The 16,030-nt window shown below is 71.4% G+C and carries 16 protein-coding genes; 14 read left to right on the top strand and 2 right to left on the bottom strand.

Annotation, left to right across the window (positions count from 1 at the left end):
• Positions 1-24: 24 nt before the first annotated feature.
• On the bottom strand, positions 25-738 hold the full coding sequence (locus MW290_RS16715) for a hypothetical protein (protein ID WP_250198840.1): 714 nt from the start codon (positions 736-738) through the stop codon (positions 25-27).
• Positions 739-794: 56 nt separating this feature from the next.
• On the opposite strand from MW290_RS16715, the gene gspG reads away from it, so the two are divergent.
• The 14 genes from gspG to MW290_RS16645 all read left to right on the top strand — a co-directional run bounded on the left by gspG (position 795) and on the right by MW290_RS16645 (position 14,093).
• Positions 795-1,247 (top strand): type II secretion system major pseudopilin GspG, encoded by a 453-nt coding sequence (gspG, locus tag MW290_RS16710; protein WP_310740150.1) that lies wholly within the window; start codon positions 795-797, stop codon positions 1,245-1,247.
• A gap of 7 nt (positions 1,248-1,254) precedes the next feature.
• Positions 1,255-1,713, top strand: a complete 459-nt coding sequence (locus tag MW290_RS16705; RefSeq protein WP_250198839.1) for a pilus assembly FimT family protein — start codon at positions 1,255-1,257, stop codon at positions 1,711-1,713.
• A complete protein-coding gene (gspI, locus tag MW290_RS16700; protein ID WP_250198838.1) occupies positions 1,710-2,081 on the top strand; it encodes a type II secretion system minor pseudopilin GspI in 372 nt (123 codons plus the stop codon). Before MW290_RS16705 ends, gspI begins: the two co-directional genes overlap by 4 nt.
• A gap of 2 nt (positions 2,082-2,083) precedes the next feature.
• Entirely contained in the window at positions 2,084-2,665 is a 582-nt protein-coding gene (locus tag MW290_RS16695; RefSeq protein ID WP_250198837.1) for a prepilin-type N-terminal cleavage/methylation domain-containing protein, read from the top strand.
• Entirely contained in the window at positions 2,662-3,645 is a 984-nt protein-coding gene (gene gspK / locus MW290_RS16690) for a type II secretion system minor pseudopilin GspK (protein ID WP_250198836.1), read from the top strand. The genes MW290_RS16695 and gspK overlap by 4 nt, the downstream gene beginning before the upstream one ends.
• A gap of 89 nt (positions 3,646-3,734) precedes the next feature.
• Positions 3,735-4,976, top strand: a complete 1,242-nt coding sequence (gene gspL / locus MW290_RS16685; protein ID WP_250198835.1) for a type II secretion system protein GspL — start codon at positions 3,735-3,737, stop codon at positions 4,974-4,976.
• A complete protein-coding gene (locus MW290_RS16680) occupies positions 4,973-5,491 on the top strand; it encodes a type II secretion system protein M (RefSeq protein ID WP_250198834.1) in 519 nt (172 codons plus the stop codon). The genes gspL and MW290_RS16680 overlap by 4 nt, the downstream gene beginning before the upstream one ends.
• Positions 5,488-6,360, top strand: a complete 873-nt coding sequence (gene gspN / locus MW290_RS16675; RefSeq protein WP_250198833.1) for a type II secretion system protein N — start codon at positions 5,488-5,490, stop codon at positions 6,358-6,360. The genes MW290_RS16680 and gspN overlap by 4 nt, the downstream gene beginning before the upstream one ends.
• 4 nt (positions 6,361-6,364) lie before the next feature.
• Entirely contained in the window at positions 6,365-8,596 is a 2,232-nt protein-coding gene (gene gspD, locus MW290_RS16670; protein WP_250198832.1) for a type II secretion system secretin GspD, read from the top strand.
• Positions 8,597-8,606: 10 nt separating this feature from the next.
• Positions 8,607-10,028, top strand: coding sequence for a type II secretion system ATPase GspE (gene gspE, locus MW290_RS16665; protein WP_250198831.1), 1,422 nt, complete (start codon positions 8,607-8,609; stop codon positions 10,026-10,028).
• 6 nt (positions 10,029-10,034) lie between these two features.
• Positions 10,035-11,261, top strand: coding sequence for a type II secretion system inner membrane protein GspF (gene gspF / locus MW290_RS16660; RefSeq protein WP_250198830.1), 1,227 nt, complete (start codon positions 10,035-10,037; stop codon positions 11,259-11,261).
• Positions 11,258-12,004: a GGDEF domain-containing protein gene (locus MW290_RS16655; protein ID WP_250198829.1), complete on the top strand. Its 747-nt coding sequence runs from the start codon at positions 11,258-11,260 to the stop codon at positions 12,002-12,004. The genes gspF and MW290_RS16655 overlap by 4 nt, the downstream gene beginning before the upstream one ends.
• Before the next feature lie 130 nt (positions 12,005-12,134).
• A complete protein-coding gene (locus tag MW290_RS16650; protein ID WP_250198828.1) occupies positions 12,135-13,142 on the top strand; it encodes an AAA family ATPase in 1,008 nt (335 codons plus the stop codon).
• Positions 13,143-13,181: 39 nt separating this feature from the next.
• Positions 13,182-14,093 carry a 5'-nucleotidase gene (locus tag MW290_RS16645; RefSeq protein ID WP_250198827.1) on the top strand — a complete coding sequence of 304 codons (912 nt, stop codon included), beginning with the start codon at positions 13,182-13,184 and terminating at the stop codon, positions 14,091-14,093.
• Between the two features lie 33 nt (positions 14,094-14,126).
• On the opposite strand, the gene MW290_RS16640 is transcribed toward MW290_RS16645, so the two are convergent.
• Complete coding sequence (locus tag MW290_RS16640; protein WP_250198826.1) at positions 14,127-16,022, bottom strand: hypothetical protein; 1,896 nt, start codon at positions 16,020-16,022, stop codon at positions 14,127-14,129.
• Between the last annotated feature and the right edge of the window lie 8 nt (positions 16,023-16,030).

Raw genomic sequence — 16,030 nt, 5'->3', positions numbered from 1 at the left:
GCCCACAAGGCACGCCCGTCAGGCTCAGTTGGTGTTCTGACCTTCCGGTGACTCCTGCACCGGCTGGCCTGGCTGCACGCCTGGCACCGGCTGGGCCGGCACCACCTGCTGGCCGGGCACCACCGGTCGCCCGCCGGGCAGCTGGCCCGGCCCGCCGGCGGCCGTGGGCGGCCGGTACAAGGCGGGCGGCTGGACACCCGGTGAATAGCCCGGCGGCACCGTGGACGGCATGGCCCCGGGCACCGCCGGAACGGACGGCAGCGTGGTCGCGCCGTAGTTCTCCACCGGCAACGTGCCGGTGTTGGGCGGCGGCAGCGGCGGCAGCTCCAGCCGCACCTGCGGTGCCTCGCCCCGTGGGCCCAGTTCGGCGCCGCGGGCATGCACCGCCTGCAGCACGAAGCCGGCATCGATGGCGGTGCCCACGCGGTAGGCGCGCGGCGGCTTGCCATCGACCGCGATCAGCGCGACGCCGCCGGGGCGGTTGTCGTTGGCACGCGGCGCGGCCACGCCCACCAGCTGGAAGCGGCTGCTGACCTCGGGGGCCACGGGCGCGGCCTCGACGATCACCGGCGCCTGGCCCAGCACGCGCGACACATCGGCCGGCGGCAAACCACCGGCGCCGGCCGCCTGCGCGTGCGCGGGAATCTGGGGTGTGGCCACGAACACCCGTAGGCCCCAGAACGCCGCGGTGGCCGCGGCGGCTGCCCAGATTGCAAAGGCCAACAGTCGTGCCGTCATGCGGCGATTATGATCGATCGGTTTTGTCGTCAAGTGCGCCTGTCACGGCCCTCCGCATGTCCATGTCCCCGATCCTGCGTTCGTCCCTTCGCCGCCGCCGGTCCGGCCGCGGTTTCACCCTGATCGAGCTGATGGTCGTGCTGGTCATCATCGGCGTGCTGGCCGCGCTGATCGTGCCCAACGTGCTCGACCGTGCCGACGATGCCCGCGTGACCGCGGCCCGCACCGACGTCAACAACCTGATCCAGGCGCTCAAGCTGTACAAGCTGGACAACCAGCGCTACCCCACGGCCGAACAGGGCCTGGAAGCGCTGGTGCGCAAACCCACCGTGGGCACCATTCCGATGAACTGGAAGCCCTACCTCGACAAGCTGCCCAACGACCCCTGGGGCCGGCCCTACCAGTACGTGAACCCCGGCGTGAAGGGCGACATCGATGTCTTCAGCTTCGGGGCCGATGGCCAGACCGGCGGCGAAGGCAACAACGCCGACATCGGCTCCTGGCAGTGAAGCATCCATGGCACGGCACCGCCGGGCCGCAGTAGCGCGCGGCTTCACGCTGATCGAGCTGATGGTGGTGGTGGCGTTGATCGCCATCGCCGTCAGCGTGGCCAGCCTGGCGCTGCGCGACGGCTCGCAGGTGCGGCTGGAACGCGAGGCCGAACGCCTGGCCGCGCTGCTGGAGGGCGCCCGCGCCGAAGCCCGTGCCGGCCAGCTGCGTGCGCTGTGGGAACCCACCAGCGGCGTCAACGCTGATGGCAACGACTTCCGCTTCGTCGGCCTGCCCAAGGGCGACCGGCCGCTGCGCTGGATGACGCCCGGCGTGACGGTGGAGATCGTCGGCCGGCGGTATGTGGTGCTGGGCCCCGAGCCGCTGATCGGCGCGCAGCGCATCCTGCTGCGGCTGGACGATCAACGCATGGCGCTGTTCACCGACGGGCTGGGCCCGTTCACCATCGAGCAGGGCACGCCGTGAGCGCACACCGTTCACGCGGTTTCACGCTGATCGAGGTGCTGGTGGCGCTGGTCATCGTGGCCGTGGCCATCGGCGCCGGCCTGAAGGCCGCCGGCTCCCTGACCGACAACGCCGAGCGCCTGGCGCTGGTGACGGCAGCGCAATGGTGCGCCGACAACGAACTGGTGATGCTGACCACCCGCAAGGGCAGCTTCCCGGGCATCGGCGAGACCACCTTCGAATGTGAACAGCTGGGCCGCCGCTACCGCGGCCGGCTGATCGTGCGCGGCACGGTGAACGCCGACCTGCGGGTGGTGGACGCGGTGGTGGGCGACGAGAACGACGTGCCGCTGGTCAGCGTGACCACCGGCATGTACCGCTACCGCTGACCATGCGCACCCAACGCGGCTTCACCCTGGTGGAAGTGCTGGTCGCCATGTTCATCATGGCGGTGATGGCCGTCATGGCCTGGCAGGGCGTGGACGCCATCGCCCGCTCGCGCACCGTGGCCAAGGCCAGCGTGGACCGCACGCTGCGCGTGGGCACGGTGATGGCGCAGTGGCAGGCCGATCTGCGCGCCCTCTACCCCGGCACCGCGGTGCCGCCGATGTTGCTGGCCAACCAGATCGCTCGCCTGGTGCGCACCACCGACGACGGGGTGCAGGTGGTGGCCTGGTCGGTGCGCAACGGCCGGCTGCTGCGCTGGGCCAGCCCATCCACCCGGCTGGTGGGCGAGCTGCAGGAATACTGGCTGCGCAGCCAGCAGCTGCTGGGCACCGAAAGCACCCAGCTGCCGATGCTGGATGGCGTGAGCAGCTGGCAGACCTACTGCAGCGACGGCAGCCCCAGCCTGAACAACTGCGAGTCCACCCAGGAAGCGCTGCCGGTGGCGGTGCGGCTGGTGATGCAGTTCGAGGGTGAAAACGTCGGCACCCTCACCCGCGACACCGCACTGCCGGCTGCGCCCCGATGAACCGCCGCCTGCCCCACTCCCCCACGCACCGCCAGCGCGGCGCCGCGCTGCTGCTGGCCATGATCGTGCTGACCCTGGTGGCCACGCTGGCAGCCGGCATGGTGTACCAGCAGGACCGGGCCATCCGCGTGGAAGCCGCCGAGCGCGCCCGCGAGCAGAGCGCGCGGGTGGCGCAAGGCGGGCTGGAGCTGGCGCGCTGGATCCTGCGGCAGGACGCCACCAAGAGCGCCAAGACCGACCACCTGGGCGAAGCCTGGGCCACCGCGCTGCCCGAGACCGAGCTGTCCACCCTGGTCAGCGGCAACGACCGCTCGCCCACCGGCCAGGAAGGGCAGCTGCGGGCCTTCATGCGTGGCCAGATCATCGATGCGCAGTCGCGCTTCAACCTGCGCAACCTGTTCGACGACAAGGGCGAGCCGCTGGCGCAGCAGGTGCTGATCTTTCGCACCTTGTGCGCCGACGCCGGGCTGCCCGACGAGGTGGCGGTGCGCATCGTCAACGGGCTGCGCCAGTCCTGGGCCACGCAGGGCTTGTCGCAGGACGCGGTGCTGGCGCCCACGCGGATGTCGCAGCTCAGCTGGCTGGGCATCGAACCGTCGGTGATCGACTCGCTGCGGCCCTTCATCGACCTGCTGCCCGAGCGCACCACGCTCAACATCAACACCGCGGGCGTGGAGGTGCTGTCGGCCGCCATCATCGGCCTGGACCGTGGCGGCGCGGAACGCGTGGTGGAAGAGCGGCGGCGCCGCGCCAACGACGGCGGCTTCACCTCCCCCGGCCAGCTGCGCGAGATGTTCTCGCAGCTCAAAGACACCGCGACCGAGAACACTGGCGTCACCAGCGCGTACTTCGAGGTGCGGGCCGAGCTGCGCATCGGCGACGAGATCACCCGCGACCTGTGGCTGCTGCGGCGGCGCGGCTCCGAAGTGTCAGTGGTGCGTGAGGAGCGCCTGGCGCGCTGGAACAACCCCCGCTCATGACCACGCACCACCCAAGCAGACAGCAAAACCGGAATCGTTTTCCTTATTCATTTGCTGCTGTCATCCAAAGAAGTTAGCCTCCGCCCTCCATGTCCATCCTCGTCGTCAAGATTCCGCCCCGCGAACGGCTGATGCCGGGCCGCGGCGACCCGGTGGAGCGCACCGCCAGCGAGTACGGTTACGTGCTCAGCAGCGACGGCCTGGCCGTCGGCAGCGCGGGCCGCTGCGCCCCGGCGCTGCTGCCCAAGGCCGACACCGTGGTGGCCGTGCTGGCCGACACCGACGTCAGCTGGCAGCGCATCACCCTGCCCCGGGCGCCGGCCCAGCGGCTGCGCGCGGCCCTGGTGGGCGTGCTGGAAGAAGCCCTGCTGGAAGACGCCGAGGCCCTGCACCTGGCGGTGGCGCCGGGCGCCGCCGCCGGCCAGCCCGCCTGGATTGCCGCCACGCCGCGCGGCTGGCTGGCCATGCACCTGGCGGCGCTGGAAACCGCCGGCCTGTCGGTGGAACGGGTGCTGCCCTCGGCCTGGCCCGACGATGCCCCGCTGGGCCACTTCAGCGAACCTGCCGGCAGCGATGGCGAGGCACCGCCGCTGTTGACCTGGGCCGATGCCGACGGCGTGCTCACCGTGGGCCTGCAGGGCGGCCTGGCGCGCCAGATGCTGCCGCAGTGGCTGGCCACCGCCGCCCGCTGGAGCGCCACCCCCACCGCGGCCGCAGCGGCCGAGGCCTGGCTGGGCGCGCCGGTGCAGGTGCTGTCGGACGACGAACGCGCGCTGCAGGCCGTGCGCTCGCGCTGGAACCTGCGGCAGTTCGACCTGGCACCGCGCCACCGCGGCATGCAGGCGGTGCGTGAGGCCTGGCGCCGCTTCATGACCCCCGCCTTCCGCCCCGCCCGCTGGGGTCTGGTGGCGCTGGTGGTGGTGCAGATCGTGGGCCTGAACCTCTGGGCCTGGCATGAGCGCGGCGAGATCGACAGCCGCAAGCTGGCCATGCAGCAGGTGCTGCGGGAAGCCCATCCGCAGGTGCGGGCGGTGCTGGACGCGCCGCTGCAGATGTCACGCGAGACCGAGCTCCTGCGCGTGGCCGCCGGCAAGCCCGGCGACACCGACCTGGAAGGCCTGCTCAGCGTGGCCGCCTCGGCCTGGCCGCAAGGCGCGGCGCCTGCCGCTTCGCTGCGCTTCGAGCCCGGCCGCCTGAGCTTCACCGCGCTGGACTGGGGCCCGCAGCAGATCGAAGAATTCCGTGGCCAGTTGCGCCCTGCCGGCTGGCAGGTGGAAGAAGCCAACGGCACCCTGACCCTCAGCCGCGCGCCGGCTGGAAGAACTTCATGAATGCAGTGTTGAGTCCCGCCCAGGGCGGCCTGGCCGCGGTGCGTGCCCAGTTGCGCGCCCGTTGGCGCAGCCTGGCCCAGCGTGAACGGCGGCTGGTGGCGGCGCTGGCCGCCGTGCTGGCCGTGGCCGTCGTGTGGCTGCTGCTGGTGCAGCCCGCCTGGCGCACACTGCGCAGCGCACCGGCCGAGATCGACCGCCTGGAAGCCCAACTGCAGCAGATGCGGCGCGAAGCCACCGAGACGGCGGAGCTGCGCAACGCGCCGCGCATCAACCTCACGCAGGCCAGCGCCGCGCTGCGCGCCAGCACCGAGCGGCTGGGCGAGCACGGCAAGCTGCAAGTCATCGGCGACCGGGCCACGCTGACACTGACCAATGCCAATGGCGACGAACTGCGGCGCTGGCTGGCCGAAGCCCGCAGCGGCGCGCGGGCGCGCCCGGTGGAAGCCAACCTGACCCGCGGCCCGCAAGGCCATTCCGGCACGCTGGTGGTCGCGTTGCCGGGCAACAACCCATGACGCGCTGGACTGCGCTGCGGCCACGCCGGGCCGCACGCGCCGCCATCGCGCCGGCCGCCACCGACACGGCCACGCCGCGGCGCAGCCGCCGCTGGGCGCTGCTGGGCGCCGCGCTGGGCCTGCTGGCCGGCGTGGTGGCCTTTCTGCCGGCGGCCTGGCTGGCGCGTGGCATCGCCTCGGCCACCGATCAGCACCTGCTGTTCACGCAGACCCGTGGCACCGTGTGGTCGGGCAGCGCGCTGCCGGTGCTCACCGCCGGCCCCGAAAGCCGCACCGCGCTCGCCCTGCCGGGTCGGCTGGAATGGTCGCTGCACTGGCGCGGCCTGTCGCTGGAGCTGCAGCTGCGCCAGCCCTGCTGCCTGGCAGCGCCGCTGGTGCTGCAGCTGCAGCCCGGCCTGGACCGGCTGCGCGTGACGCTGCTGCCGCCCGCCAACGGCGGCCTGGTGGGCCAGTGGCCCGCGGCCTGGCTGGCCGGCCTGGGCACGCCCTGGAATGCGGTGCAGCTCAGCGGCACCGTACGCCTGCGCACGCCGGGCCTGACGCTGGAACAGGTGGCCGGCCGCAGCCGCTTCACCGGCGAAGCCACGCTTGAACTCACGCACGCGGCCACGCCGCTCGCACCCATCGACACGCTCGGCAGCTACCAGCTGGTGCTGCGCGGCGATGCGGCCAGCGGCAACGCCTCCACAATCACGCTCACCACGCTCGAAGGCGCGCTGCAGGCCAGCGGCCAGGGCCAATGGGGTGAAGGGCGGCTGCGCTTTCGCGGCGAGCTCCGGGCCGTCGATGGCCAGGAAGGTGCGCTGTCCAACCTGCTGAACATCGTCGGGCGGCGCCAGGGTGCGCTGTCCGTCATCTCGATCGGATGACTTCATGAAACACCGAGTCCACGCCCTGGTCACCACCCTGGTGTGTGGCGGCATGGTGCTGCCGCCGCCGCTGGCCGCCCAGACGGCGCGCAGCCCCTCCGCCGTGGCCGCCCGCGCCAGCACGCCCGTCACGCTCAACTTCGTCAATGCCGACATCGAGGCGGTGACCCGCGCGATGGGCGCCATCCTGGACCGCCAGTTCCTGGTCGACCCGCGCGTCAAGGGCACCATCACGGTGTACAGCGACCAGCCGGTGCCGGTGACCGTGGCCTACCAGAACTATCTGGCCGCCCTGCGCGGCCTGGGCTTTGCGGTGGTGGAAAGCGGCGGCCTGCTGAAGGTGGTGCCCGAGGCCGACGCCAAGCTGCAGACCGGCACCGTGACCATCGGCCAGGGCCAGCCGCGCGGCGATCAGGTGATCACGCAGATCTTCAAGCTGAGCCACGAGAACCCCAACAACCTGGTGGCCATCCTGCGGCCGTTGATCAGTGCCAACAACACCATCAACGCCAACCCCAGCAACAGCACGCTGGTGATCACCGACTACGCCGACAACCTGCAGCGGCTGGGCAAGATCATCTCGGCGCTGGACCAGCCGGCCAGCACCGACATCGAGGTGATCCCGCTGCAGCATGCGGTGGCCAGCGACATGGCCGCGCTGGTGCAGCGACTGTCCGACACCGCGGGCGGCGCCGCCACCCCGGGCGTGCCGGCACCGGCGGCCACCGGCGGCGGCAGCGGCTCGGTGCTGGCCGACCCGCGCAGCAACTCGTTGATCGTGCGCGCCGCCAACCCGGCCAAGCTGTCGCAGATACGCGCCATCGTCGCCCGGCTCGACCAGCCGATGCGCAACGGCGGGCCGGCCGGCAACATCTGGGTCGTGTACCTGAAGAATGCCGACGCGGTGAAGCTGGCGACGGTGCTGCGCGCCGCCTTCGCACCCAACGGCAGCGGCGGGGGCGGGGGCAGCAGTTCGTCCGGCAGCAGCGGCCTGGGCAGCAGCAGCAGCAGCGGCTCCGGCCTGGGCGGCCTGACCAACAGCGGCGGCATCACCAACAGCGGCACCGGCAGCAACAGCAGCGGCGCGGGCAGCTCGGCCGCCACCGCGCCGCTGCAGGCCTCGCAGGGCCCTTCCACCGGCGGCTTCATCCAGGCCGACCCGTCCACCAACTCGCTCATCATCACCGCGCCCGAACCCTTGTACCGGCAGGTGCGCGCGGCCATCGACCAGCTGGATTCGCGGCGCGCGCAGATCTATGTGGAGTCGATGATCGTCAAGGTCGATGCGACCAAGCTGGGCCAGTTCGGCGTGCAGTGGCAGCACCTGTTCGGCAACTCCGGCGACAGCACGCTGCTGGGCCTGGGCACCAACTCTTCGGTGGGTGGCAACAACATCCTGGCCCTGACGGCCGCCACGGCAGGCGGGGTCACGGGCGTGGCCAACGCGGTCGGCTCCATCGCCTCGGGCCTGAACGTGGGCGTGGTCCGCAAGATCGGCAGCACCTTCACGCTGGGCGCGGTGGCGCACTTCCTGGAAAACAACGTGGGCGCCAACCTGCTGTCCACGCCCAACCTGATCTCGCTGGACAACGAAGAGGCCAAGATCGTCATCGGCCAGAACGTGCCCTTCGTCACCGGCACCTATGCCAACACCACCGGCAGCAGCACGGTCACGCCGTTCCAGACCATCGAGCGCCAGGACGTGGGCCTGACGCTGCGCATCAAGAGCCAGATCGGCGAAGGCGGCACCATCCGCATGACGATCTACCAGGAGAACTCGTCGGTGCTGTCCACCAGCGCCACCGCCGGCCCCACCACCGACAAGAGCAGCATCGAGACCAGCGTGGTGGTGGACGACGGCCAGATCATGGTGCTGGGCGGCCTGCTGAAGGACGAGTACACCGACGGCGAGGACCGCGTACCCGGCTTGAGCGGCCTGCCGGTGGTGGGCAACCTGTTCCGCAACGAGCAGCGCAAGCGCGTCAAGAGCAACCTGATGGTGTTCCTGCGGCCGGTGGTCATCCGCGACCAGGCCACGAGCAACTCGCTGACCATCGACCGCTACGAATCCATCCGCGCGCTGCAGCAGGACGGCCAACCCAAGCCCAGCGTGGTGATCCCGGTGAACGAGGCGCCGGTGCTGCCGGCGCTGCCGCCGCAGCCCACCGCCCCGGTGCCCGCCCCGCTGGGCCAGGGCGTGCTGCCGCCGCAAGGCGCCGCCTCGGCGCCGCGCTGAAGGAGTCGCGATGAGCGCGAGGCATCCTCTTCCGTACGCGTTTGCCAAGACGCACACGCTGCTGCTCGAAGACAACGGCGAGCAGCTGACGCTGTACTGCGGCGACACCTCGCCCGCCTCGGCGTTGTCGGAGGTGGTGCGGCTGTACGACATCACCACCTTCGAGCGCGAGCCCAGCGCCACGCTGGCCCAGCGCATCGCCAGCGCCTACGCGGGCGGTGAATCCAGCGCCGCCACCGTGGTGGGCGAGGTGGAAAGCGCCGTCGACCTGAGCCGGCTGATGCAGGACCTGCCGGCGGTGGAAGACCTGCTGGAAGCCGCCAACGACGCGCCCATCATCCGCATGCTCAATGCGCTGTTGACGCAGGCCGCCAAGGACGGCGCCAGCGACATCCACATCGAGCCGTATGAGCGCAGCTCGTCGGTGCGCTTCCGCGTCGACGGCACGCTGCGCGAGGTGGTGCAGCCCAACCGCGCGCTGCATGCGGCGCTGATCTCGCGGCTGAAGATCATGGCCGAGCTGGACATCGCCGAAAAGCGCATGCCGCAGGACGGCCGCATCAGCCTGCGCATCGGCGGCCGCGCGATCGACGTGCGCGTGTCCACCCTGCCCAGCGCCCACGGCGAACGCGCCGTGCTGCGGCTGCTGGACAAGACCGAATCGAAGTTCACGCTGGAAGGCCTGGGCATGAGCGGCGACGTGCTCTCGGCCTTCGACCGCCTGATCAAGCAGCCGCACGGCATCGTGCTGGTCACCGGCCCCACCGGCTCGGGCAAGACCACCACGCTGTACGCCTCGCTGGCGCGGGTGGACACCAGCACCACCAATGTGCTGACGGTGGAAGACCCGATCGAGTACGAGCTGCCCGGCATCGGCCAGACGCAGGTCAACGCCAAGATCGACCTCACCTTCGCCAAGGCCCTGCGCGCCATCCTGCGGCAGGACCCGGACGTGATCATGATCGGTGAGATCCGCGACTTCGAGACCGCGCAGATCGCCATCCAGGCCTCGCTCACCGGCCACCTGGTGCTGGCCACGCTGCACACCAACGACGCGCCTTCGGCCGTCACCCGGCTGATCGACATGGGCGTGGAGCCCTTCCTGCTCAGCTCCAGCCTGCTGGGCGTGCTGGCGCAGCGGCTGGTGCGCAAGCTGTGCCCGGCCTGCAAGCGGCAGGACGCGCAGGGCCAGTGGCACCCGGTGGGCTGCCCGGCCTGCAGCATGAGCGGCTACAAGGGCCGCACCGGCGTGTACGAACTGATGCGCTCGGACGAGCAGGTCACCGCGCTGATCCACGAACGCGCCGCCGAAAGCGAGCTGACCGCCGCCGCCCGCCGCTCGGGCCTGCGCTCGATGCGCGAAGATGGCGACCGCCTGGTGGCCGCCGGCATCACCTCGCCGGAAGAAGTGCTGCGCGTCACCCGCTCCTAGCGACCCATGCCCGCCTACCGATTCGAAGCCCTCGACGCCGCCGGCAAGGCCTCCACCGGCCTGCTGGAGGCCGACAACGCCCGTGCCGCCCGTGCGCAGCTGCGGGCGCAGTCGCTGGTGCCGCTGGCCGTCACCCAGGTCGGCGCCCAGGCCACCGGCTCGTCGCTGGAAGGCGGGCCAGCACGCACCGGCCGGCGCGTGTTCAACACCACCCGGCTGACGGTCTGGACGCGCCAGCTCGCCGGCCTGGTGGGCTCGGGCCTGCCGCTGGAGCGGGCGCTGACCGCGCTGGCCGACGAAGCCGACGACCAGCGCCAGCGCGAGCTGGTGGCCCACCTCAAGAGCGAGGTGAACGCCGGCGCCAGCTTCGCCCGCGCGCTGGCCAGCGCGCCGAAAGACTTCGACGAGGTGTACCGCGCGGTGGTGGCCGCCGGCGAGCAGAGCGGTGCGCTGGGCATCGTGCTCGAGAAGATGGCCGACGACCTGGAAGAGCAGCAGGCGCTGCGCGCCAAGCTGATCGGCGCGGCCCTCTACCCCGCCATCGTCTCCTTCATCGCGGTGGTCATCGTCATCTTCCTGGTCACCTACGTGGTGCCGCAGGTGGCCTCGGTGTTCACCAACAGCAAGCGCGCGCTGCCGGGCCTGACGGTGGCCATGCTGGCCATCAGCGACTTCGTGCGCCACCAGGGCTGGATCGCGCTGCTGGCCCTGCTGCTGGGCGGCGGCGGGCTGCTGGTGGCGCTGCGCAACGAAGGCTTCCGTGAACGCTTCGATGCCGGCTGGCTCAACCTGCCGGTGATCGGCCGCCTTTCGCGCGGCTACAACGCGGCCCGCTTCGCCAGCACGCTGGCCATGCTGGCCGGCGCGGGCGTGCCCATCCTGAAGGCGCTGCAGGCCGCGGCCGAAACCTTGTCCAACCGGGCGATGCGGGCCGACGCGATGGACGCGCTGGTGCGCGTGCGCGAAGGTGCGCCGCTGGCCTCGGCCATGGCGGGCAAGAAGCGCTTTCCGGGCCTGCTGGCCATGTTCGCCCGCCTGGGTGAACAGACCGGCACCCTGCCCGCCATGCTGGGGCGCGCCGCCTCGCAGATGGGCGCCGAGGTGCAGCGCCGCGCGATGGCGCTGGCCACGCTGCTGGAGCCGCTGCTCATCGTGGCCATGGGCGTGGCCGTGATGCTCATCGTGCTGGCGGTGCTGCTGCCCATCATCCAGCTCAACACCTGGGTGAAGTGAGCACGGGCGACGCGAGCACGGCGGGCGCCTCCTGGCGGCGCTGGCTGCTGCGCCTGTCGCCGGGCCGCGCCGCGGCGCTGGCCTGCCTGGCTGCCGCGCCACTGGCCGCCGGGCTGGCCGCCGTGGTGCTGACGCTGGCCCACGTGCCGCTGGTGCACTGGCCCTGGCCGCTGGCCGGCGCCGCCTTGCCGGCGGTGCTGGTGGCGCCCTCCGCCGCGCGGCTGCTGCTGCGTTTGCTGCATGAGGTGCACGACGCCTACGCCGAAGCCGAGCGCCTGGCCCTGACCGACCCGCTGACCGGCGCCCACAGCCGCCGGCAGTTCTACCTGTTCGCCGAGGCCGAACTGGCGCGCAGCCGGCGGGCGCAGGTGCCGCTGTCGGTGCTGGTGATCGACGTGGACGGCCTGCGCCGCATCAACGACAGCCGCGGCCACGACGCCGGTGACCAGGCGCTGCAGGCCGTGGCCGCCGCCTGCCGCCGCGACCTGCGCGACTACGACACCCTGGCCCGCCATGGCGGCGACAGCTTCGCGGTGCTGCTGCCGCAGACCGGTACCGACACCGCGGTGACCATCGGCGAGCGGGTGCGCACCGCGGTGGCCGCGCTGCCGCCGGTGAGCGTGACGGTGGGCGTGGCCACGGCACCGCCCGGCAGCGACCTGAGCGTGGACGCCTTGATGGCGCTGGCCGAAGAGGCCCTGGCCCGCGCCCAGCACGCCGGCGGCAACCGGGTGCTCACCTGATGCGGCGCCTTGCGCCGGGCGCGATACTTGCTGCCAGGCGATAGGCAATTGCGGCGTGTTTGCGCTGTTGATCGCCCGTTGGGGCGATCACGGCTGCGCTGCAATCAAGCTGCACAGCAAGGAGGCTTCCATGGGCGATCTTTCTCCCGCCACCGACCTGGTTCCGGTCTCACCCGGAACATCCATTCCGCTTGCGCAGATGCGCAGCGTCTACCGCATGGGCGACGTGGAGCGCAAGCTGGCCAAGCTTCCCGCCAAGGAGCACGAAAATCTGCGCTCCACCTACGAGCGCATGCTCGAAAAAGGCGCGGAACGCTTCCAGGTGAAACCGTCGGGCCTGCCGGCGATGGAACACCTGTACGACGAACTGCCCAATTTCCATGACGCGCTGGACGACGTGAAGCGCCAGCTGGCGCTGTGCCACGACAGCCGCGATGCGCTGGAGATCGTGCCGATGCTGCTGCTGGGCCCGCCGGGCGTGGGCAAGACCCACTTTGCGCGCGAGGTGGCGCAGCTGCTGGGCACCGGCATGGGCTTCGTCTCGATGAGCAGTCTGACCGCCGGCTGGGTGCTGTCGGGTGCCTCTTCGCAATGGAAGGGTGCGCGCCCCGGCAAGGTGTTCGAGACGCTGGTGGACGGCGCCTACGCCAACCCGGTGATCGTCATCGACGAGATCGACAAGGCGCGCGGCGAGCAGGCCTACGACCCGCTGGGCGCGCTGTACGCGCTGCTGGAGCATGACACCGCGCACAGCTTCACCGACGAATTTGCCGAGGTGCCGATCGACGCCAGTCAGGTGATCTGGGTGGCCACGGCCAACGACGAGCGGGCGATCCCGGAGCCCATCCTCAACCGCATGAACGTGTACGAAGTGCAGGCGCCCGACCGCGACGCCGCCCGCACCATCGCGCTGCGGCTGTACGGCAGCATCCGCGGCGCGCACGACTGGGGCCGCCGCTTCGAGCCCGAACCGATCGAGCCGGTGCTCGAGCGCATGGCCGAGATGGCCCCGCGCGAGATGCGCCGCGCCTGGATGGCCGCCTTCGGCAATGCCCGGCTGGACCACCGCGACCGCATCGAGCTGCGCGACCTGCCCGGCGCCAACCCGCGGCGCGCGCCGATCGGGTTTCATCACTGAAGCTGCAGCGGGGCCGGGCAGGCACCCTATGATCCAGGCATGCCCGCCTCGCTCGACGGCCGCCTGGTGGTGGCGCTCTCCTCCCGCGCGCTCTTCGACTTCGAAGAAGAGAACCGCGTGTTCGAGGCGCACGACGACCGCGCCTACATGCAGCTGCAGCTGCAGCGACTGGAGCAGCCGGCCCGGCCCGGCGTCGCGTTTTCACTGGCGCACAAGCTGCTGGCCTTCAACGGCGACGATCCGGCGCGGCTGCTGACCGAGGTGGTCATCCTCTCGCGCAACGACCCGGTTTCGGGCATGCGCGTGTTCCGCTCGGCGCAGCACTACGGGCTGCCCATCGAGCGCGGCGTCTTCACCCGCGGCGAAAGTCCGTGGCGCTACCTGCGGCCGCTCAACGCGCACCTGTTCCTGTCCACCAACGAGGCCGACGTGCGCTCGGCGCTGGAAGCCGGCGTGCCGGCGGCGCGGGTGTTTCCGCATTCGCGCCGCGCCTCGGACGCGCACCCGAACGAGGTGCGCATCGCCTTCGACGGCGATGCGGTGCTGTTCTCCGACGAAGCCGAGCGGGTGTTCCGCGACGGCGGGCTCAACGCCTTCCAGCTGCATGAACGCGAGCATGCGGTCACGCCGCTGGCGGCCGGCCCCTTCAAGCCGCTGCTGATGGCGCTGCACCGCCTGCAGCAGCAGGGCGAGGCCACCGGCATGCGCATCCGCACCGCGCTGGTCACGGCGCGCAGCGCGCCGGCGCACGAACGGGCCATCCGAACGCTGATGGACTGGCACATCGACGTCGATGCCGCCATGTTCCTGGGCGGCCTGCCCAAGGGCGAATTCCTGCGCGAGTTCGAGCCCGATTTCTTCTTCGACGACCAGACCGGCCACATCGAAAACGCCGCCAGCCATGTGCCTGCGGGGCATGTGGCGGCGGGCGTGACCAACCTGCTTGTCTAGACAGGCGCCCGCCTCCCGGCGGGCACCCTCGGCTTACAGCGGCAGCGCGCAGCGCGCCGTGGCGTCGCTGGGCCGGGTGATGGGCAGGTAGCTCACCACGCTGCCGGGCACGCCCACATTCAGCCGGCGCTGGGCATAGCCTGCGCTGGCCGCCGTGCCGGTACCCACGACGAACTGCTTGAGCTTGCCGTCCGCCGGATCGACCGAGGTCAAGTCACGCACCGCACCGTTGTTGTCGGCCAGATTGCAGGCCGTGGTGGCGCTGCTCCCGGTGGGCGCCTGCAGGAAGCTGAGCACGTCGTTGGGCCCGCGCACGTACAGGTACTGCAAGCGGTTGCTGCCCGCCACGCTCACGGTGCGGCTGAAGTACCGCCCCGACCACAGCCGCGAGCGGGTGGCCTCCGACAGGCCCATCACCGCCTTGGCGCCGGCCGGCGTGCCCAGCTTGACCAGCCGCAGGCCGGTCATCGAGAAGCTGCCGTCCGGCTGCACCGTGCCCACGCCCGGGTTGCTCGGGATGGCCAGGTTGCCGTTGAAGGCCACCGTGGTCTCGCCGAAGTTCACCACCGAGCTGCCGGCTGCGGCACGCGCGTAAGCACCCTTGCGCATGCCGGCCGACTTGGCCGTCTCGAAGAAGCTGGCGGTGCCGGTCTGCGGGTCGTTCTGGTAGTAGAAGGTGCTGTGCACGTAGGTGCCGTCACCGAACATCACCAGCACCTCGGGCTCGCTGTTGCCGTCGGGCCGTACCCAGGCGCCCACCAGCGCGTCGGTGGCGCTGCTCACGCGGCTGAGGTTGAGGCCGTTGGGGCCGGTGAGCGTGTCGCCCGCCACCGTCACGCCGGTGAGGGCGCCGGCCTGCGGACCGGCCACTTCCTGCGCTTCGATCACGGTGGTGGTGAGCGTGCTGGCCGCGTAGGTGTAGCGGCCGTAGCGGTAGCCGAAACCGTTGTCGAACACCGTGTTGGTGGCAGCGGCGCTGGTCTCGATCACCCGGTGCACGTAGGTGCCGTCGCCGGCGAACACGTACAGCTCCTTCACCGTCTCGCCGGTGGGCAGCGTGCGGCTGCCGGTCCAGGCGCCTTCGATCGGCGCGGCGACCGTCTTGGCCGCCGCCGCAGCGATGCCCTGCAGCGTGGCCGCGGTGGGCACCAGGCTGTCCTTGACCGCGTTGAACAGCGTGTCGCGGTCGGCCGCCGACAACGGGGCCGCCACCTGCGCGGCCACCTGCTGCAGCGAGCCGGTGGCCACCAGGCCCAGTGCGCCCATGCCGGGCTTGCCGGTCAGGCCCGACGTGGCGGCGGTTTCGGCAAAGCCCCGCGCCAGCAGTTGCGCCACGCCGTACATCTTGGCCCGCTTGGTGGCCAGCGTGGCCGCCTCGTTGGCCACCGGCAGGTAGTTGTCGTACACCGTCAGGCCGCCGACGTCGCCGGCCACGCCCACCAGGCGGTCCAGCAGGTCACGCTCGGCCTGCACCAGGTTCTCGGCCCGGCCACCGTCCAGCTCCGACTGCAGCAGCGTGGTGTACGGCGTGATCACCGCACCCTTGCCGGCCGGCGCGGCCAGGGTGTAGCCCTTGGCAATGGCGCCATAGTCGGCATCGGTGGTGGTGCCGGCCGTCACCACGGCCAGCACCGGGTGCAGCGGCAGCTTGGTTTCATCGGCCGTCAGCGTGAACTTGCCATCGGCGGCGGTGGTGGTGCTGGGCTCGTCCGCGTCGCAGCTGCGGTTGTCGTTGGTGTCCAGGCACACCTTGGCATTGGCCAGGGCGCCGTCCAGCACCACGCCGCTCAGCTGGGCGGTGGGCGCCGGCGGCGGCGGTGCGGGGGTGTCGTCATCGCCATCGCCGCCGCAGGCGGCCAGCGTCACCACGGAAGCCGCCACCGAGGCACGGCACAGCGCATCGATCAGGCGCTTTTTCGTCAGGTTCATGGGAATCC

It is taken from the genome of Aquincola tertiaricarbonis, from assembly GCF_023573145.1.
Lineage (GTDB): Bacteria > Pseudomonadota > Gammaproteobacteria > Burkholderiales > Burkholderiaceae_C > Aquincola > Aquincola tertiaricarbonis_B.
Note: the sequence above shows the minus strand (reverse complement) of the source record. Positions and strands in the feature narration are given on the sequence as shown.